This window comes from Lysobacter silvisoli, assembly GCF_003382365.1.
In the GTDB taxonomy this organism is placed as follows: Bacteria; Pseudomonadota; Gammaproteobacteria; order Xanthomonadales; family Xanthomonadaceae; genus Lysobacter; species Lysobacter silvisoli.
Window position 1 is genome coordinate 440,347 of the sequence record NZ_QTSU01000002.1, and the last position, 16,882, is coordinate 457,228.

20 protein-coding genes and 1 tRNA gene are annotated in these 16,882 nt (G+C 68.1%); 3 read left to right on the forward strand and 18 right to left on the reverse strand.

Translation table 11 applies throughout. From position 1 onward, the window contains the following. Positions 1–203: 203 nt before the first annotated feature. From DX914_RS13160 to DX914_RS13200, 9 genes are all read right to left on the reverse strand, one after another. Positions 204–353 (reverse strand): entericidin A/B family lipoprotein, encoded by a 150-nt coding sequence (locus tag DX914_RS13160; RefSeq protein ID WP_115859575.1) that lies wholly within the window; start codon positions 351–353, stop codon positions 204–206. Positions 354–503: 150 nt separating this feature from the next. Then, the gene (gene rocF / locus DX914_RS13165) at positions 504–1,427 is read right to left on the reverse strand and encodes an arginase (protein WP_115859576.1); all 924 of its coding nucleotides are present in this window, start codon (positions 1,425–1,427) and stop codon (positions 504–506) included. An 18-nt stretch (positions 1,428–1,445) separates the two neighbouring features. Further along, positions 1,446–1,521 (reverse strand) — tRNA-Thr (locus DX914_RS13170). A 42-nt stretch (positions 1,522–1,563) separates the two neighbouring features. Further along, positions 1,564–2,328: an SPOR domain-containing protein gene (locus tag DX914_RS13175; RefSeq protein WP_115859577.1), complete on the reverse strand. Its 765-nt coding sequence runs from the start codon at positions 2,326–2,328 to the stop codon at positions 1,564–1,566. A 97-nt stretch (positions 2,329–2,425) separates the two neighbouring features. Beyond that, positions 2,426–2,653, reverse strand: coding sequence for a hypothetical protein (locus DX914_RS13180; protein ID WP_115859578.1), 228 nt, complete (start codon positions 2,651–2,653; stop codon positions 2,426–2,428). Positions 2,654–2,762: 109 nt separating this feature from the next. Continuing rightward, positions 2,763–3,503, reverse strand: coding sequence for a type III pantothenate kinase (locus DX914_RS13185; RefSeq protein WP_115859579.1), 741 nt, complete (start codon positions 3,501–3,503; stop codon positions 2,763–2,765). Next, positions 3,500–4,501: a bifunctional biotin--[acetyl-CoA-carboxylase] ligase/biotin operon repressor BirA gene (gene birA / locus DX914_RS13190; RefSeq protein WP_115859580.1), complete on the reverse strand. Its 1,002-nt coding sequence runs from the start codon at positions 4,499–4,501 to the stop codon at positions 3,500–3,502. The genes DX914_RS13185 and birA overlap by 4 nt, the downstream gene beginning before the upstream one ends. Beyond that, positions 4,501–5,160, reverse strand: a complete 660-nt coding sequence (gene plsY / locus DX914_RS13195; RefSeq protein ID WP_115859581.1) for a glycerol-3-phosphate 1-O-acyltransferase PlsY — start codon at positions 5,158–5,160, stop codon at positions 4,501–4,503. Before plsY ends, birA begins: the two co-directional genes overlap by 1 nt. Before the next feature lie 46 nt (positions 5,161–5,206). After that, on the reverse strand, positions 5,207–7,018 hold the full coding sequence (locus DX914_RS13200) for a DegV family protein (protein WP_115859582.1): 1,812 nt from the start codon (positions 7,016–7,018) through the stop codon (positions 5,207–5,209). Between the two features lie 136 nt (positions 7,019–7,154). Between DX914_RS13200 and DX914_RS13205 the strand changes: the two genes are divergently transcribed. Together DX914_RS13205 and DX914_RS13210 are read left to right on the forward strand one after the other, a co-directional pair. Beyond that, positions 7,155–7,409 carry a hypothetical protein gene (locus DX914_RS13205; protein ID WP_115859583.1) on the forward strand — a complete coding sequence of 85 codons (255 nt, stop codon included), beginning with the start codon at positions 7,155–7,157 and terminating at the stop codon, positions 7,407–7,409. A 118-nt stretch (positions 7,410–7,527) separates the two neighbouring features. Then, a complete protein-coding gene (locus tag DX914_RS13210; RefSeq protein ID WP_115860188.1) occupies positions 7,528–8,265 on the forward strand; it encodes a M90 family metallopeptidase in 738 nt (245 codons plus the stop codon). Between the two features lie 146 nt (positions 8,266–8,411). Here the strand turns inward: DX914_RS13210 and DX914_RS13215 are convergent, their stop codons facing one another. The 8 genes from DX914_RS13215 to DX914_RS13240 all read right to left on the reverse strand — a co-directional run bounded on the left by DX914_RS13215 (position 8,412) and on the right by DX914_RS13240 (position 15,600). Continuing rightward, on the reverse strand, positions 8,412–9,809 hold the full coding sequence (locus DX914_RS13215; protein WP_115859584.1) for an ATP-binding protein: 1,398 nt from the start codon (positions 9,807–9,809) through the stop codon (positions 8,412–8,414). A gap of 132 nt (positions 9,810–9,941) precedes the next feature. Then, positions 9,942–10,625, reverse strand: coding sequence for a response regulator transcription factor (locus DX914_RS13220; protein ID WP_115859585.1), 684 nt, complete (start codon positions 10,623–10,625; stop codon positions 9,942–9,944). 55 nt (positions 10,626–10,680) lie between these two features. Then, a complete protein-coding gene (locus tag DX914_RS20735; protein WP_331250650.1) occupies positions 10,681–11,055 on the reverse strand; it encodes a hypothetical protein in 375 nt (124 codons plus the stop codon). A gap of 182 nt (positions 11,056–11,237) precedes the next feature. Further along, positions 11,238–12,122 (reverse strand): arginine deiminase-related protein, encoded by an 885-nt coding sequence (locus tag DX914_RS13230; protein WP_231118266.1) that lies wholly within the window; start codon positions 12,120–12,122, stop codon positions 11,238–11,240. Positions 12,123–12,145: 23 nt separating this feature from the next. After that, positions 12,146–13,144: a tRNA dihydrouridine(20/20a) synthase DusA gene (dusA, locus tag DX914_RS13235; RefSeq protein ID WP_115859587.1), complete on the reverse strand. Its 999-nt coding sequence runs from the start codon at positions 13,142–13,144 to the stop codon at positions 12,146–12,148. Between the two features lie 47 nt (positions 13,145–13,191). Then, positions 13,192–13,911 (reverse strand): hypothetical protein, encoded by a 720-nt coding sequence (locus DX914_RS20045; protein WP_147300668.1) that lies wholly within the window; start codon positions 13,909–13,911, stop codon positions 13,192–13,194. A gap of 157 nt (positions 13,912–14,068) precedes the next feature. Beyond that, a complete protein-coding gene (locus DX914_RS20050) occupies positions 14,069–14,761 on the reverse strand; it encodes a hypothetical protein (protein WP_147300669.1) in 693 nt (230 codons plus the stop codon). Then, complete coding sequence (locus DX914_RS13240) at positions 14,758–15,600, reverse strand: TIGR04255 family protein (RefSeq protein WP_115859588.1); 843 nt, start codon at positions 15,598–15,600, stop codon at positions 14,758–14,760. The genes DX914_RS20050 and DX914_RS13240 overlap by 4 nt, the downstream gene beginning before the upstream one ends. A gap of 287 nt (positions 15,601–15,887) precedes the next feature. Here DX914_RS13240 and DX914_RS13245 point away from each other — a divergent pair, with 287 nt between their 5' ends. Further along, on the forward strand, positions 15,888–16,226 hold the full coding sequence (locus DX914_RS13245) for an EF-hand domain-containing protein (protein ID WP_115859589.1): 339 nt from the start codon (positions 15,888–15,890) through the stop codon (positions 16,224–16,226). 137 nt (positions 16,227–16,363) lie between these two features. On the opposite strand, the gene DX914_RS13250 is transcribed toward DX914_RS13245, so the two are convergent. After that, positions 16,364–16,867, reverse strand: coding sequence for a GNAT family N-acetyltransferase (locus DX914_RS13250; RefSeq protein ID WP_115859590.1), 504 nt, complete (start codon positions 16,865–16,867; stop codon positions 16,364–16,366). Between the last annotated feature and the right edge of the window lie 15 nt (positions 16,868–16,882).

The window sequence follows — 16,882 nt, forward strand, 5'->3', positions numbered from 1 at the left end:
CTCGATCTCATTGGGGGAGATGCGGACCGCTGCCGCGGTACCGCCTGCGCAGTGTGGCCCGCGCGGCATTCGCGCCGGGTCGCGATTGCGTTAGCTGCGGCTTGACGAGGGTGAACGCGGTGAACGATTCAGTTGCGCGGCGACGGGGGCCAAAGAAAAAGGCCGGATCGCTCCGGCCTTTTTCATGACGCTGCGAGGCGCGATCACTTGCCGTCGCGGATTTCCTCGGCCTTCTCTTCGACCTTCTCGCCGGCCTTCTGCACGTCCTTGCCGGCGCCGGCAACGGTGTTGCATGCGGACAAGGTACCCATCGAGAACAGGGCCAGCAGCAGCAGAGCAGTCAGACGCTTCATTGAATTCTCCTTGGACGCAGGAACGTTCGTGTCACCCGTTCGGGCACGCCATCGCGCCCTTGGGTCCATGATGAAGCGAGCCGATGTGAAGCCCGTGTGGAGCCGGCGGCGCCGCGCCGGCTTCCGTTCATGCGCCGATTCGGTGGCCGATCAGTCGCGCATCAGCGTGGATTTGCCGAACAGGCTTTCCACCAGATCCACCGACAACTTGGCCGTGCGGTTGCGCTTGTCCAGGATCGGATTGAGTTCGACGATGTCCAGCGAGGCCAGCCGGCCGCTGTCGGCGATCATCTCCATCACCAGCTGCGCCTCGCGGTAATTGGGGCCGCCGGGCACGGTGGTGCCCACGCCCGGGGCGATGCTGGGGTCGAGGAAGTCGACGTCGAAACTCACGTGCAGGTGGGTGTTCTCGTCCACGCCTTCCAGCGCTTCCTCCATCACCCGCTTCATGCCGATCTCGTCGATGTAGCGCATGTCGTACACGTCCAGGCCATGCTGCTTGATCAGCTGCTTCTCGCCCGGGTCCACCGAACGGATGCCGATCTGGCGGATGTCCTCGGCGCGCATGGCCGGCGCTTCGCCGCCCAGCGTAGTCAGCGGCTCCGGGCCGATGCCGCACAGGCAGGCCACCGGCATGCCGTGGATGTTGCCCGAGGGCGTGACCCGGCTGGTGTTGAAGTCGGCGTGCGCGTCCAGCCACAGCACCCGCAGCTGCTTGCCGGTATTGCGGCAATGCCGGGCCACGGCGGTGATCGAGCCCAGGCCCAGGCAGTGATCGCCGCCGAGCAGGATCGGCATGCGGCCCTGCGCCAGTTCGGCCGCGACCGCATCCATGACCAGGCGGTTCCAGGCCACCACTTCGGGCAGGTGGCGGTAGCCTTCCACCGGCTTCTGCCAGGGATTGCGCGGGCCGTCCAGGTTGCCGCGGTCGACCACGTCCACGCCGCGCGCGCTCAGCGCCTCGCCCAGGCCGGCGATGCGCAGCGCCTCCGGCCCCAGCCGTGCGCCGCGATGGCCGGCCCCTACGTCGGTGGGCGCGCCGATCAAAGACACCGGCGGATAGCTGCGACTCATGGCGACTCCTTCCTGTCCTGGTGCCGGCAGTCAGAATCGAACTGACGACCTACCGCTTACAAGGCGGTTGCTCTACCAACTGAGCTATGCCGGCGAAGTGGGACATTCTAGCCCGCGGGCAGGGGATGCGGCGCCCTCAGCGCATCGAGGCGCAGTCGATGCTGCGGCGCTGCACGGCGATGGCCGATTGCGCGGCGTCGGGGTCGAAGCCCTCGCCGGCGGCCACGTCCAGCCAGGTGCTGGCGCGGGCGTCGCCCAGCGGTTCGGCCTTGGCGGCGAACCCGGCCGCGTTCAGCGCCTGTTCGCGCCGGCGCGCGGCGTCCTCGGTGCGGTAGCGGCCCAGCGCGATCGCGTTGGCCTCGGCGCCGTCGGCGACCACGAAGTAATCGCTGAAACCGGCCGCGGCGATGCGCTGCGCGGCCGCCTGCGCCTGTTCGCGCGAACCCTGCGGCGGCAGCTGCACGCGCCAGCCGCGCGCGCTCGCGGCGCGCTGCTCGCGCACGCCGATGCGCTGCGCCAGCGGTTGCAGGTACTGGCGCGCGGACGCGGCCATGTCGGCGTTCTCGAACGGGCCGAAGCTGTAGCAGCGGCCGGGTTTGGGCGCGGCTTCGGCGGCAGGCGCGGGCACCGGCGGTTCGGCCTTCGCCACCACGGCGGGTTCGGCCGCGGGCACGGCCGGTGTGGCGGTCGCATCGCGCAAGGCCGGCGCCGGAGCGGCCGTGGGCGCGGGTTTGCGCGGCGCCTGCTGCGCGGCCGTGCGTTCGGCCAGCAGTTGCAGGCGCGCCACGCCCAGCGGCGCCGCCTCGGCGGACGGCGGCGCAGGCGGCGTGCGCAGGCCCCACCACGCGGCAACGCCGAGGTTGAGCATCGACAACAGCACGAGCAGCGCGCGGACCAGCATGGCGCGATTCTATGCCCGCGCGGCGGGCGCTCGCATGACAACGACCGTTCGGACGCGCGCCTTGCGACGCGCGTCGCGTTCGCCGCGTGCGCGCGGCTCAGTGCGTCGCGGCGGCGGCGGTGGCGGCGGGCACCGCGGATGCGGCCGCAGTGGCCGCTGGCGGCACGCGCTTGCGCGCTGCTCCGCCCTCGCTCAGCAGCCGCAGCGTGGCCACGCCGGGCGTGGGCGCCTTGGCCGCGGCCGCCGGCGGCTCGCGCCACCACCACCAGGCGGCGACACCGAGGTTCATCACCAGCAGCAGGACGATCAGGGCGCGCAGCAGCATGGGGCCGGCCGGAATGGACTGGGTCGATCCTACACAGCGGCTGCGAGCGGCGGCACGCAAAAGGCGTACGGACGGCCGATACGGCGGCGCGGACGGCCACCGGCACGCTTCAGCTGGCGCGCTCCACGCCGGCCCAGATCGCCAGCCCTTCCAGCACCAGCGATGGCGCCGGCTGCGCCTCGGGCAGTTGCGGCGGCAGTTCCTGCGCGCCGCCGCCGTGCAGCAGCAGCGCCGGACGCGCGCCCAGCAGCGCTTGCGCCTGCGCCAGGCTACGCTCGATCAACGCCAGCGCGGCGCCGTCGCAGCCGGAGGCCAAGGCGTCCTCGGTATCGGCCGCGAACTCGGCATAGTCGCCGCCGCTTTCCGGCAGCTGCGCCGCACGCGCATGCAGCGCCTCGCGCATCAGCGTGGGCGAGGGCGCGATGCGGCCACCGCGGTGCAGGCCGTCGCCATCGATCAGGTCCACCGTCAGCGCGGTGCCCACGCCGCAGACCAGGGTCGCGCCTGCGCCGCGCGCATGCGCGCCGAGCAGGCCCAGGAATCGGTCCACGCCGAGCTTGTACGGTTGCGCATAGGCGATGCGCACCGCACCCAGCCGCGCCTGCGTGCGCGCCACCGAGATGCGCGCGCAGCGCGCGGCCAGCGCCTCGATCACCGCCGCGCGCAACGAAGGCGAAGCGACGCTGGCCAGGTAGGCGACGTCGATGCGCGCCGGCAGCGCCTGCGCCAGCGCCGCGGCGACATCGTCTTCGCGGTGCGGCAGCGCCAGCACTTCGCCGATGCGGCCGTCCGCGCCCAGCGGCGCGCATTTGAGCCGGGTATTGCCCAAGTCGAACAACCAGGCGCTCATGCCGAAGCTCCATCGTCGCGGCGCACGCTGACTTCGCCGGCATGGAAGGCGCGCTCGCCGCCCTCGTCCAGGCGCACGCGCAGCGCGCCATCCTCGGCCAGGCCCAGAGCCACGCCGTGCTGGCGGCGGCCGTCGCCGCCGTGCACCGCCACCGCCGCGCCGGCCAGCGCATCCAGCGCCGCGTAACGCGGCAGGAACGGCGCCAGGCCGGCGCCGTCGAATTCATCCAGCGCCGGCAGCAGCCGCGCCAGCACCGCGGCGGCCACCGCGTTGCGCGCCGGCGCCGCGCCGCCCGACAAACCATGCAGGTCGCACCAGGGCTGGTCGATCGCCGCGGCGGCCGCAGCGGGCATGCGTACGTTAAGCCCCAAGCCGATCACCGCGCGCGCGGGCCCGGCGTATTCGCCGCCGCCTTCGATCAGCAGGCCGCCGAGCTTGCGCAGGCCGGCGTCGCCGACGACCACCACATCGTTGGGCCACTTCAAGCGCACCGCGGCATAACCCAGATCCTGCAAGGCTTCGACCGCGGCGATGCCGGCGACCAGACTCAGGCCGCCCAGCCGCGCCAGACCGCCGCCGAAGCCGCGCGCCAGCGACAGATACAAATGCGCGGCCAAGGGCGAAGCCCATTCGCGCCCGCGGCGGCCACGGCCGCCGGTCTGGCGCTCGGCCAGCAGCGCCACCGCACCGCGCGCGGGCGTGGCCCGGCGCAGCAGTTCGCTGTTGGTCGAATCGATGGTCCAGGCCACTTCCAGCTCTGCCAACGACGTGCGTGCCGCGGGCGGCAGCGCCGCCAGAATGGCCTGCCCGTCCAGCAGGTCCAGCGGCTGGCTCAGCGCGTAACCGCGCCCGGCCTTGGCCTCGATCGCCACGCCGGCCTCGCGCAGCGCTTCGATGCGCTTCCACACCGCGGTGCGGCTCTGGCCACAGGCGCGCGCCAGCGCGTCGCCCGAAGCGGGCCCGTCGATCAAACGTTGCAGCAGCGCGCGTTCGTCCATCAGCGCTTGCGCAAACGGTGCAGCAGTCGCGCACGGGCGAAGCGGGACTCGGTGCCGGCGCGCAGGCGCTGCAGGTTGCCGCGATGGGTGTAGACGATCAGCAGCGCCAGCACCGAGGCGAACCACAAGCGTTCGCTGCCTGCGCCGCTGAGCCAGGCCAGGACCGCCACGCCGACCGCGGCGCAGACCGTGGACACGCCGACATAGCCGGTGGAGATCAGCACCAGGCCCCAGATCAGCAGCAGGAACGGAATCGCATACGGCCACAGCACCAGCAGGCCGCCGACCGCGGTGGCCGCGCCCTTGCCGCCGCGGAAGCCGTGCCACAACGGCCAGACATGGCCCAGCACCGCCGCCAGTGCGGCCGCGTAACCGTGCCCGGTCACGCTGAGCCCGGTGCCTACCGGCGCGTAGCGCAGTGCCAGCCAGGCGGCGAGCGCGCCCTTGCCCACATCGATGAGCACCACGCCCAGGGCGAAACGCCAGCCCTGGGTGCGCAGCGCGTTGGTGCCGCCGGCGTTGCCGCTGCCGTGCTGGCGGATGTCCACGCCGCGCAGGCGGCCCAGCAGCAGGCTGCCCGACAGCGAACCGATCAGATAGGCGGCGACGATCAGCGCGATGCTCAGCGGGGCGATCGTCGGGAGTGGCGCGGGCGGCATGCGCGGAATTATGCGCGAGCGGCGCGGCCGATGGCGCGCGCCGCGCTCACGGCGCCGGCTGCACCGACACCAGCAATGCGCCGCGGCCGGCGTGCGCGCCGATCGCCGGGCCGGTTTCGACCAGGTGCGCCTCGCTCAACTCGACGCGCCGGCGCAGGCATTCGAGCAGGCGCGTGCCGTCGTCGTGGGCATCGCAGTGGCCGACGATCGCGCGCCAGCGCGTGCCGCCGGGCAGGCGCCGGGCCACGTAGCCGGCGAACTTCTCCGGCGCGCTGCGCCGCGCCAGCAAGCCGCCGGCCACGCCCAGGCGGCCGTCGGCCTTCATCCGCGCCACCGGAGTCAGGCCGCTGTAGCGCACCACCGGCCCGGCCCAGGCCGGAATGCGGCCGCCGCGCACCGCGTGCGAGATGTCGCGCGCCATCGCCCAGGTCAGGGTCAGCGGCCGCAGCCGCTCCAGTTCGGCCAGCACCGCGGCCAGGTCGGCGCCGGCCTCGGCCAGTTCGGCCGCGCGCCAGGCCAGCAGCGCCTGGCCGCCGGCGGCGTTGATGCTGTCGAACACGTGCACGCGCGCCGCATCGGCGCGCGCGGCGGCGTGCTCGCCGGACTGCAGCGTGCCCGACACCGCGCGCGACAGGCCCACGTAGATCAACTGCGGATGGTGGGCGAGCAGGAAATCGAAGGGCCGGCGGAAATCGCCCGGCGGCGGCTGGCTGGTCTTGGGCAGATCCGCCGACGCCGCCATGCGCCGGTAGAACTCGGCCGTGGTCAGCCCGACCTTGTCCAGGTAATCGCGGCCGTCCACGCTCACCCGCACCGGCACCACGTGGACGGCATGGCGTTCCAGCACCGTCTCGGGCAGGTCGGCGGCGCTGTCGGTGAGCACCGCCAGACGCAGCCCGGATTCGGTACTGCGCTGCTGCAGCAGCATGTCGTCGGCCTTCATGCCTTCGACCGCGCCATGGCCCGCGCAGGCGTCGAACAGTTGCTGCGGGCGGCCCACGTGCGCATGCACGCGCATGCGCGCGGCGCCGCCGGCCAACACCAGCGAATCGGCGCCCACCGCCTCGATCGCCGCGCGCAGCGCGTCGCGCTCGATGCCTTCGCCCAGCACCAGACATTCGGCGCACCAGCGCCGCTCGGGATCGACGTGCTCGTGCGCGGGGTGCGCATCGGCCGGCGCCGGCGCCTCGTTGGCGGCCGCGGCCGCGCCGTGCACGCGCAGCGCGCGCGGCCCGCCGTCGACAAATTCGGCGATGCCCTCGAGCAGATCGACGAACCCCTGCGCGCCGGCATCGACCACGCCGGCCTTCTGCAGCAGCGCCATCTGCTGCGGCGTGCGCGCCAGCGCCACCCGCGCGCTGGCCAGGGCGCTGGCGAAGCCCGGCCGCGGGTCGCCGCCTTCGGCGCCGCGCGCGGCCTCGTCCAGGGCGTCGGCGAAGGCCGAGATCACGCTGAGGATGGTGCCCTCCACCGGCTGGGCCAGGGCCGCGCGGGCGCTGTCGGCGCCGCGCCGCACCGAGGCGGCCAGGGTGGTCGCGTCCAGCACCGGCTGGCTGCGCGCGTGCTCGGCCACGCCGTGCAGGAACTGGGCCAGGATCGCCCCCGAATTGCCGCGCGCCCCGTCGATGGCATCGTTGCCGATGCGCAGCAGCAGCTCGCCGATGTGCCGGCTGCGCCGGCTCAGGGCCCCGTTCAGCAGGCTGCCCAGGGTGTGGGCCAGGTTGTTGCCGGTGTCGCCGTCGGCCACCGGAAACACGTTGATCCGGTTCAGGCCGTCGCGGCTGGCGATGACCCGCCGGGCCCCGGCGATCAGGGCCCGGCGCAGGGCCGGCGCGGTCAGGGGCGGGCGCAGGTTCATGGCGCGGAGTCTGCCGCAACCGCCCGTCGGGACCTGCTGCGGCGCAGCACGGCCGGCCGCAACGGCGGTCGCGGTTTCGCGCTATAGTCCGGACTTGCCTGGGGACGGTAGTGCCAGGTCCTTCGAGGATTCCGCCATGCTACGGATCTGCCTGTGCCTGCTGATCGCACTCGCCAGCGCGAGCGTCGCCGCGCGCGAGGTCAAGCTGAGCCCGAACGAAAGCTGCCCGGAAACCGCCTCGCAGAAGAAGGACACCGTGCGTCCGGCCACGCGCACCACCGCGCCGGCGCGCAGCGATGCCAAGTCCAAGCCCACGGTGCACAGCGACGAGAACAACGGCCGCCTGCAGTCGCCGCGCTGGCACAACTTCCTGCCGGGCATGTTCCGCTGAGCTGAGCGTTCGGCCGGTACCTTGAGAACCTGACGAAGAACGCTGCGGCCGTGCGCCGCGGCGCGGCAGCGGTTAGCCTGTCGCTCCTTCCGTCATCGCCCTGCCCGCCTTGTTCGATCTGCTGCGCCGCCTGCGCCGACCGCCGGCCATCGACGACACCTTGTGGCGCGCCACGCCCGACGCGGTGCCGTGGGCGCGCGTGCTGGAACCCGAACGCGAAGCGCGGCTGCGCGAACTGACGGCGCGCTTCCTGCACGAGAAGACCATCAGCCCGATCGGCGAGCTCACGCTGAGCGCGCAGCAGCGCTGCATGCTCGCGTCGCTGTGCTGCCTGCCGCTGCTGGAGTTCGGCGCCGAAGGCCTGCGCGGCTGGTCGCAGCTGATCGTCTACCCCGATGCGTTCCGGGTGAACCGCAGCCACATCGACGCGGCCGGCGTGCTGCACGAATGGCAGGACGAGCTCATCGGCGAAGCCTGGGAAGCCGGGCCGGTGGTGCTGTCCTGGGCCGACGTGCTGGCCGACTGCGCCGACCCGCGCGCGGGCTACTGCGTGGCCGCGCACGAGATCGCGCACAAGCTCGACGTGCTCGACGGCGTGCTCGACGGCACCCCGCCGCTGCCGCGCGAATGGCAGCGCGAATGGGCGCGCGAGTTCCAGGCGGCGTACGACGGCTTCGTCGACGAAGTGGATTCCGGCCGCGAGACCCTGATCGATTCCTACGCGGCCGAAGCGCCGGAGGAATTCTTCGCGGTGGCCACCGAGTACCACTTCAGCGATCCGGCGCTGCTGCAGGAGGCCTTGCCGACGGTGGCGGCGCAGTTGCGGCGCTTGTATGGGCCGTCGCCGTTCGCTTGAGCGGATAGCAGCAAAAGCAAATCCCCCAGCCCCCCTTTTTCAAAAGGGGGGTACGTCGATGGGGATTCGCAAATCGTTCGCCGCCCGCTTTAGTTCCCCCCTTTGAAAAAGGGGGGCTAGGGGGGATTCGCCCTTGCCTTTGCTTCTCAAAGCCCAGGCGGCAGCTTCACCTCGAACCGCGCCCCACCCAGCTCCTCGGACTGCACCACATCCAGCGTCCCGCGATACCCGCGCACCAGGTCCTGCACGATCGCCAGCCCGATGCCGTGCCCATGCACGCGCTCGTCGCCGCGCACGCCACGCTGCAGGATCAGCGCCACCTTGTCCGGCGGAATACCGGGGCCGTCGTCGTCCACCGCCAGCAACAGACCGGGGCGGCGGTTCGGCGCGGTTTCGCCCGGCATCACCGTCAGCAGCACGCGCGAGCGCGCCCACTTGAACGCGTTCTCCAGCAGGTTGCCCAACAGTTCCTGCAAGTCGCCGGGCTCGCCGTGGAACTGCACGCCCGGCGCCACCTCGAATTCGCACAGCACGCCCTTGGACGCGTACACCTTCTCCAACCCGCGCACGATCTGCTCGGCATGCGGCTCGATCGCCACCGGTGCGGCGAACAGGGCATGGCCACCCGAGGCCGCGCGCGCCAGTTGGTAGGACACCAGGTCGTTCATTCGCCGCAACTGCAGGTCCACGTCCTCGCGCAACTCCGCGTCGGGCGCGTTGTCGTCCAGGCGCGCGCGCAACACGGCCAGCGGCGTCTTCAGGCTGTGCGCCAGGTCGGCCAGGGTGTTGCGCTGGCGGTCCAGATTCTCGCGCTCGCTCTCGATGAAGGCGTTGATGCTTTCGGTCAGCGGCTCCAGCTCGCGCGGGTGACGCTCGCTCATGCGCGAAGCCAGGCCGCGCTGCACGCGCTTGAGCTCCTCGATCACGCGCTTCAGCGGGCGCAGGCTCCATTGCATGATCAGCGCCTGCAGCAGCAGCAGGATCACGCCCGCGCCGCCCAGGTAGCGCCACAGCGCCTCGCGGAACACTGCGACCTGGCCGCGCAGCGAGGTGGTGTTCTCCAGGATGTAGATCGTGTACGGGAATTCCGCGCGCGGATCGCCGCCGGCGGCCCAGGTCAGGCCGATGCCGTAGCGGTAGGCCTCGCCCACGCTGCCGTTGATCTCGGTGATCGGCAGCGGACCTTCGAAGCGGCGCTCGCTGGGCCTGAGCATGGACGCGGCCGGCAGCAGTGGGCCCTGCGCCGAGGGCGAATCCCAATGCCCATTGGGCAGCACCAATTCGGCGTACAAGCCGCTGCCGGGCTGATCGAAGCGCGGGTCGATGGGCTCGTAGGGTTCGACGAACTCGCCGCTGCGGTCGAAGTCGCCCTTGGCCGCATAGGCCAGCGCATAGCCGTGCAGGCGCTCGCGCAGATTGTTCTCGGCGGTGTCCAGGAACGCGCGGTCCAGCGCGTAGCCGGCCAGGGCCAGGAACGCCAGCAGGCCCAGGCTGGCGGCCAGCAGCTGGCGCGCGCGCAGCGAACGCGGCTGGCCCCAGCTCATGCGTCACGCCCCGTGCAGACGAACGAAAACCGGGCGCGAACCTCGTTCGCGCCCGGCAGGTGTGGATCGGTTGTCATCGCGTGCAGCCGCATGCACTAGCCGACGCCCGCGCCCGTCGGGCGCAGGCCGCCGTCAGTCCCCGCTGCGCGGGATGGCGAAGCGGTAGCCGCGGCCGCGCACGGTCTCGATCGGCTTCATCGCGCCGTCCGGGTCCAGCTTCTTGCGCAAGCGGCCGATGAACACTTCCAGCACATTGGAGTCGCGGTCGAAATCCTGCTGGTAGATGTGCTCGGTCAGGTCGGCCTTCGAGACCAACTCGCCCGCGTGCATCATCAGGTACTCCAGCACCTTGTACTCATAGCTGGTCAGGTCCACGTTGGTGCCGCTGACGCTGACCGTCTGCGCGGCCAGGTCCAGCATCACCGGGCCGCATTCCAGGGTCGGCTTGCTCCAGCCCGCCGCGCGGCGGACCAGGGCGTTGAGCCGCGCCAGCAGCTCCTCCACATGGAAGGGCTTGACCAGGTAGTCGTCGGCGCCCTGCTTCAGGCCCTCGACCTTGTCCTGCCAGCTCGAACGCGCGGTCAGGATCAGCACCGGGAATTTCTTGCCTTCGTCGCGCAGGGCCTTGATCAGCTCCATGCCGGACATCTTCGGCAGGCCCAGGTCGATGATGCCGAGGTCGAACGGGACTTCGCGGCCCATGTACAGGCCTTCTTCGCCGTCCTGAGCGGCGTCCACCGCAAAGCCCTCACGCTTCAGGCGCGCGGCCAGGGTTTCGCGCAGCGGGGCTTCGTCTTCGACCAGCAGAATTCGCATGGGCACTCCCTTATTTGAGTCGACCGCGCCGGAGCGCGTCCTCTAAACCTAGAGGTTAGTCGTTGTCGTTGTCGTCGCCGCGTGTACGGCCGTCGTCGCGACGGTTGCGGCCCTGCTGCGGGTCGTCCATGTAGACACGGACCCGTCCGCTGGGGTCGACGACCTTGACCCGGCTGACGTCGCGGCCGTCGAAGGGCACGCGCTCGGCGCTGAGCACCTGGCCGCCGCCGCTCTCGCGTTCGACGCGGCGTACAGCATCGGACAACGCGCGGTGGCCCTCGTGCCGGTCATGGCCGTCGTCGCGGTCGCGGTCGCGACCCTGGCCTTGGCCCTGGCCGCGACCCCGATCCTGCGCCCAGGCCGCACCGGTCCCGGCCGCAAGGGCGGCGAGTAGGAGCAGGGCCAGCAGGCGGGCGGACAGGGACGGCATGGGACCTCGGGGCTTATGGCATCGGAACAATAGCGCAGCCGCGCTGAATGAGGTGGCATTCTCGAAACGGGGCGGTGAATCCGGTCTGAACTTTTTCTTTACACCTTGGCCGCCCGCAGCGGACGTTCAGCCCCTGCCCCGGCCGCGACTGTCCCACCAGGCGCACCAGTGCCCCGCCCCGGCTAGTAGATCTCGCCCACGCAGCAGCGCAGCGAACCGCCGCCGGCCTCGATCGCGTCCAGCGCCACCTCGGCCACGGCGAAGCCGGCGTCCGACAGGGCCACCCGGCTGGCCGGGGTCAGGGCCGCGGCGGCCGCGGCGCTCATCCAGACCCGGTCGGCGGACAGGGCGATGGCGTTGCCGGCGAAGGCCGCATGCTCCGGCGGCGACAGCATCACCGTGCCGGCGCCGTAGACCTGGGCGATGGCGGCCACCACGGCCGCGTCGGCGAAGCCGTTCGGGCAGACCAGGGCCGCGCGGCCGGCCAGCACCGCCAGGACCACATTGGTGTGGTACTCGCCGGGAGCCAGGTCGAACAGCAGGGTGGCGCGCAGGCCCAGGGCCTCGTGCATCAGCCTGGCCCCGGTCTCGTCGCAGCGCTCGGACAGGCCGCAGTAGCCCAGGCCGCGGGCGCGGTCGATGACCAGGGCGCCGGTCAGCTCGCAGGGGTGCGGCTGCCGGGACAGATCGTGCTCCGCGTAGCCCAGTACGTCGCGGAAGAACGCGCGGATATCGGCGCGCCCGGCCTCGCGCTGCCGCACCGGGTGGCGCATGCGCCCGACCAAATAGCGGCCCGGCGCGGTGGCGTAGACGTTGTTCGGGAACAGCGCATCCGGGGTGTCCGGATCGCCGGCGAAGCAAACCGTGGGCAGCACCGTCGACAGCGCCCGGTGCAGGGCGCGGTGCTGGTCCTGGGCGCGGCCGGCATCGAAGGCCTCGGCCGCGGCCATGTAGCGATTGTCGTCGGCCGACTGCTCGGCGCGGGCGAAGCCGTCGGGCGCGACCAGGAACGCCGCACGCGCCGTGGCAGGGCCGAAATCCGGCGCGGCCTCGCGAGCGACGGCCAAGAAGGCGGTTGTGTCGCGCCCGATCAAGCTGCGTCGGCCCGGGTTTCGGTCAGCGCCAGCGCGCGCTCGATCAGCGACCAGTCCGCGCCGGGCTTGTGCGCGCCCTCGCTGAGCACCTGCCGGAACGCGCGCCCGCCGCGTTCTCCATGGAACAGGCCGAGCAAATGACGCGTGATGTGCTTCAGATAGACGCCGCGCGCCAGCTGCTCTTCGACGTACGGACGCAGCCCGCGCAGCAAGTCGGCGCGACTGCGCAGCTCGCCGCCGAACCAGGCCACGTCCAGCCGGTGCAGCAAATAAGGATCGTGATAAGCCGCGCGGCCCAGCATCGCCCCGTCGCTGTGTCGCAAGTGCTCGGTCGCGTCTTCCAGCGTCGCGATGCCGCCATTGACGATCACCTGCAAGTCCGGCCGGTCGCGCTTGAGCCGGTAGGCCCAGTCGTAGCGCAGCGGCGGCACCTCGCGATTCTCCTTCGGCGACAGCCCCTTGAGCCAGGCATTGCGCGCGTGCACCACGAACATGCCGCAGCCCGCCGCCGCCACCTGCTCGATGAAAGCCAGGAACACCTCGTAATGCTGATCGTCGTCCACGCCCAAGCGGCACTTCACCGTCACCGGCACCGGACAGGCCGCGACCATCGCCGCCACCGACTCGGCCACCAACGCCGGCTCCCGCATCAGACAGGCCCCGAACCGCCCCGCCTGCACCCGGTCCGACGGACAGCCGCAATTGAGGTTGACCTCGTCGAACCCGTACTCGGCCCCGATCCGCGCCGCCTGCGCCAGCAGCTCCGGCTCGCTGCCGCCCAACTGCAACGCCACCGGATGCTCGACGGGGTCCATCGCCAGCAAGCGCGCGCGGTCGCCGTGGATCACGGCGTTTGCGTGGACCATTTCGGTGTAGAGGCGCGCGTTAGGAGCAAGCGCACGGTGGAACACCCGGCACTGGGTGTCGGTCCAGTCCATCATGGGGGCGACGGAGAGGCGGAGTTGGGCGAGTGGGATCGAGGGTGGTGCTGTCATGACAGCATTGTACGGGCCGAGACACTCGCACCATTAAACGGCCTGGATTAGGGTCCACTTTCTTCAAAAGTGGAAAGATGGTCCCAATCGGTAAAACGAATACTTCCCATCAAATCTCGAACAGTCCAGCCATCGATCGTAACCACGTCCGTGGTCAGCTCCATTCCCTCGGCTGTCGCTGCAGCGATCCGAGAGACCTTACCTCCAGGCACAGGAACTCGCTCCTCCTCTAAACCAGCGAGATCGCTTTCAATTGCCTCCATCACATCTGGATCCTGAACTACAACAGTGACATGCAGCCTATACGGGCCCACAAATTGGGCCACCTGAGTGGGCGAATAGATCGCTTCCGAAGCATCAGACTGAGGACGGATATCCAAATAAATACCCTGGACATAGTGCGTGTATTTCTTTGCTATATCGGCGAAAAATTTCTTAAGCTTTGTTTTTTGGAACAATTCGACGAAATCATTCGGCAGCTCGACCCGAACGTAGCTACGCGCAAGCCATGCGGAGAACGCCTCTTTTGCTCTTTTGGTGATGTCTGCCTCTGAATCTTCTAGCCTAAAACCATTGGGTATCAGACGCGCCAAGTGCATCCGCGGCACCCAGATTCGCTCTTCAATCTTAAGGCTGAGAAGCACTTTTCGACCATCGGCGCCGGCAGCCTCCACATGGAGCTGCCGCGGATTTGCGCCATTTGTTAGCCCATCGTTGTATTCACTCGTGTCAAGCGGACGAGCACGAATGAACTCGACCGAGGGCACTCGATCAATGTCCGGGTTCTGAACATTGCACGTCTGACTCGCGAGCAACCAACATGAGTGACCCTCAAAATGAGGCTCATTGTGATTTTCAGGAAGTTGCAGAACGGAGCCCTGCCACCAGCCGTTGCGAACAATTAGCGCAACGTCAAAGCCCTCTTCAGGCTGCTGGGAACTCAGACTCGTAAGCCCTGGACTTGACTCCAGTTCTTTTGGCTCTCGCCGCCCCTTTCTGAATGTGTAGATCAAATTCCTTAATCGCATCCGTCAGCTGATCCAGCACGCCGTCTTCTTCCGAATTCGATGCAAGCATATCCCTAATCGTCACCCTGGAGCCGGTTCTTCGATCCAGCAGCCCGAAGACGGCGTTTCGCTCTTCACGCGTGGGCAGCAGCGAAAGTGCTGTGCGCAGAGCAGCTATACGGACAATGCGATGCGAACGCGGCACAACCTCACCACTCATCCATCCATAAAACGTCTTTCTAGTTACATTAAAAAGACCTGCCAGCGCCGTAACGCTAATATCTGACTGAAACCTTATCCATTCAATGTCTTGAACCCATTGATCTGGCGAAGCGCCATCAGGATCTGCATGAGGCGCTGCCTCCTTACTAGATCTCAATAGATGAGGGATAGCCTTGTTTTCTATCTGCACAACAGGACTGGTTGGAGCACTAACTCCCGCCATCACACCACCAGCGAATGCCACACCCAGCAAGGTTGCGCAACCGAATCCAAGCGCGGCACTCGTTGTGGAACTCTTAGTAGGGTCAGCAGAAGGAACAAAAAATTTAATTGCCTGCTGCCCCTCTAAATTCCTATAAATAACAAAAGACTGCGCTGTCTGACTCATAAAGACTCCTCTTCCCATCTGGAGAATGCATGATCACTACAGACCTGGCGGAAAAACTGATTTGCTAGACAATGAAGCCGTCGCACTTCATCCTCAACTTGTCTCACATCTCCGGCATTTAGCAAAAATCCATTTTTTACGGCATCTATATCTAAAGCACCCTGCTGCCCGACCATTACAGGAATTGGGTTCGTGAAGGCTCCGTCCTCGACACTGACATTCGACAGAAAAGCAAGCGCCAGATCAGCTGGAACCACTGGGTGCCCTGCCCCTACAAATCGGACGGTGAGCTTGTCATCTCCAATCCTGTAGGTACTTGAACTGGTACCAGTCAGAACCTCACCATTCCAGCCCTCCCAGGAGGGTAGGAAAGGCAGAAGACCAGCATCGATGTACTGAGAGAGACGCTCGCCATCTCTAGGACGAATGTAGTCCAAATACCTGATACCGATTGTTTCGACTTCCAAGAAATTAGAGGAGGTCAAAATCGCATCAACGGCAGATGACACGCTCGCCGCGAACTGATCAAAGTGCAGATACGACCTTGTGAAGACCGTCAAGCCTCCTTTATGAATCTGAATCGAAGTGGACTGGTCACCACTGGTAAAAAGGAAGGCAGCACCTGGTTGCGCCGGATCAAAGTCCGGTGGGTCAATAGCAAGCTCCATTCCGCCGGCCGCCGGACTTTGACGAACTCGACTCAGGCGGGGAAAGTCCGCATACAAACGATCCTGAATGGCGCCAATCCAAGAAGGAAGTGACTCTCGTAACTTAAATCGAACTCCGCATAACACGAAGTAGAGAGGGGCAGAACGCAGCACGCCTTCCTTGTTGATCATTTTTCACCCAACTAAACACATAGGCGATCAAAGTATACACTTTTGAACGCCCCGCATAGTTCCCTGTGAAGACTCAGGTCGCAAATTTCGTCGAATATTTACTGGGCATTCAAGACGCCGCAGATCCATCAAGCTATTGATTTTAAAGATAAATTCTTGACAAGGCTATCTTCCCCCCAGTGCCTAGACCTTGGTTGAGATGCGCCAACCGAAGGCGGGCATACACGACGACGTCATGGGCTACGGGAGAACCTAGAACTGCAGTGGGAACGACTCAGGAGTTCGCCATGAGACTGCAGATCCGTACCCCGCTTCTCGCCGCCACTTTCGCGCTGCTCGCCACGCCGGCCCTGGCCCAGGAAACGCCCAAGCCCAAGCCGATGACCTCGGCCGAGAAGATCGCGGTGATCGATGCCGATCGCGATGGGGTGATCACCGCCGAGGAGCATGCGGCGGGGGCGAAGAAGATGTTCGAGCAGATGGATGCCAATCGCGACGGTAAGGTGACGGCGGCGGAGATGGATGCCGCGCATGCGGCGATGGCCACGCATAACGGCGGCAAAGCCAATGCCGATGATCCGCCGCCGAATGAGCGGCCGATGGATAACAAGCGGGGTAAGGAGTGAGGCCGGACGGCGAATGCTGGATTCCCGCCTTCGCGGGAATGACGGTGGGCCAGGAGCGAGAGCGAACCGCGAGCGCTGGATTCCCGCGTTCGCGGGAATGACGGACTCCGGGACTGCCGTCGGTGATGGGCGCTGCCCTATTCGGGGCGGTGCCAGATCATGTGCACGTCGGCGCGCACGTAGTGCGAGCCGGGGCGCGGTGCGGGGTAGTGGCGGAAGCCGACGCTTTCGTACAGCTTCAGCGCGGGCGCCAGCTTGGTGCTGGACTCCAGAAACAGTTCGCGGCCATCGAGACCGCTGTAGGCGTCGAGCACGCCCAGCATCAGCAGCCGGCCGATGCCGCCGCCGCGCAGGCGGCTGTCCACGGCCATCTTGGTCAGCTCATAGATGCCGTCGCCATGATGCTTCAGGGCGACGGTGCCCAAGGCCTGACCGGCGGCGTTGACCGCGAACAGCACGCGGCCGCCGTCGGCGAGCAGGTGGGTCTCCGGATCGCCGAGCACGACACGGTCGATGGGCTCGACCACGAACCAGCGCTCCAGCCATTCCAGGTTGAGACGGGCGAAGTCCTGGCGCCATTGGGGCGCGTAGTCGACGACGCGGACGCCGTCGGTGCTGGGGATGTTCGATGGTTCGCTCATGCGCCGATCATACGG

What these genes read in the sequence shown, in the direction of transcription:
- DX914_RS13160 (WP_115859575.1), bottom strand. Translation starts at nt 353, where the DNA reads ATGAAGCGTCTGACTGCTCTGCTGCTGCTGGCCCTGTTCTCGATGGGT.
- rocF (WP_115859576.1), bottom strand. Translation starts at nt 1,427, where the DNA reads ATGAGTCGCAGCTATCCGCCGGTGTCTTTGATCGGCGCGCCCACCGAC.
- DX914_RS13175 (WP_115859577.1), bottom strand. Translation starts at nt 2,328, where the DNA reads ATGCTGGTCCGCGCGCTGCTCGTGCTGTTGTCGATGCTCAACCTCGGC.
- DX914_RS13180 (WP_115859578.1), bottom strand. Translation starts at nt 2,653, where the DNA reads ATGCTGCTGCGCGCCCTGATCGTCCTGCTGCTGGTGATGAACCTCGGT.
- DX914_RS13185 (WP_115859579.1), bottom strand. Translation starts at nt 3,503, where the DNA reads ATGAGCGCCTGGTTGTTCGACTTGGGCAATACCCGGCTCAAATGCGCG.
- birA (WP_115859580.1), bottom strand. Translation starts at nt 4,501, where the DNA reads ATGGACGAACGCGCGCTGCTGCAACGTTTGATCGACGGGCCCGCTTCG.
- plsY (WP_115859581.1), bottom strand. Translation starts at nt 5,160, where the DNA reads ATGCCGCCCGCGCCACTCCCGACGATCGCCCCGCTGAGCATCGCGCTG.
- DX914_RS13200 (WP_115859582.1), bottom strand. Translation starts at nt 7,018, where the DNA reads ATGAACCTGCGCCCGCCCCTGACCGCGCCGGCCCTGCGCCGGGCCCTG.
- DX914_RS13205 (WP_115859583.1), top strand. Translation starts at nt 7,155, where the DNA reads ATGCTACGGATCTGCCTGTGCCTGCTGATCGCACTCGCCAGCGCGAGC.
- DX914_RS13215 (WP_115859584.1), bottom strand. Translation starts at nt 9,809, where the DNA reads ATGAGCTGGGGCCAGCCGCGTTCGCTGCGCGCGCGCCAGCTGCTGGCC.
- DX914_RS13220 (WP_115859585.1), bottom strand. Translation starts at nt 10,625, where the DNA reads ATGCGAATTCTGCTGGTCGAAGACGAAGCCCCGCTGCGCGAAACCCTG.
- DX914_RS20735 (WP_331250650.1), bottom strand. Translation starts at nt 11,055, where the DNA reads ATGCCGTCCCTGTCCGCCCGCCTGCTGGCCCTGCTCCTACTCGCCGCC.
- dusA (WP_115859587.1), bottom strand. Translation starts at nt 13,144, where the DNA reads ATGACAGCACCACCCTCGATCCCACTCGCCCAACTCCGCCTCTCCGTC.
- DX914_RS20050 (WP_147300669.1), bottom strand. Translation starts at nt 14,761, where the DNA reads ATGAGTCAGACAGCGCAGTCTTTTGTTATTTATAGGAATTTAGAGGGG.
- DX914_RS13240 (WP_115859588.1), bottom strand. Translation starts at nt 15,600, where the DNA reads ATGATCAACAAGGAAGGCGTGCTGCGTTCTGCCCCTCTCTACTTCGTG.
- DX914_RS13245 (WP_115859589.1), top strand. Translation starts at nt 15,888, where the DNA reads ATGAGACTGCAGATCCGTACCCCGCTTCTCGCCGCCACTTTCGCGCTG.
- DX914_RS13250 (WP_115859590.1), bottom strand. Translation starts at nt 16,867, where the DNA reads ATGAGCGAACCATCGAACATCCCCAGCACCGACGGCGTCCGCGTCGTC.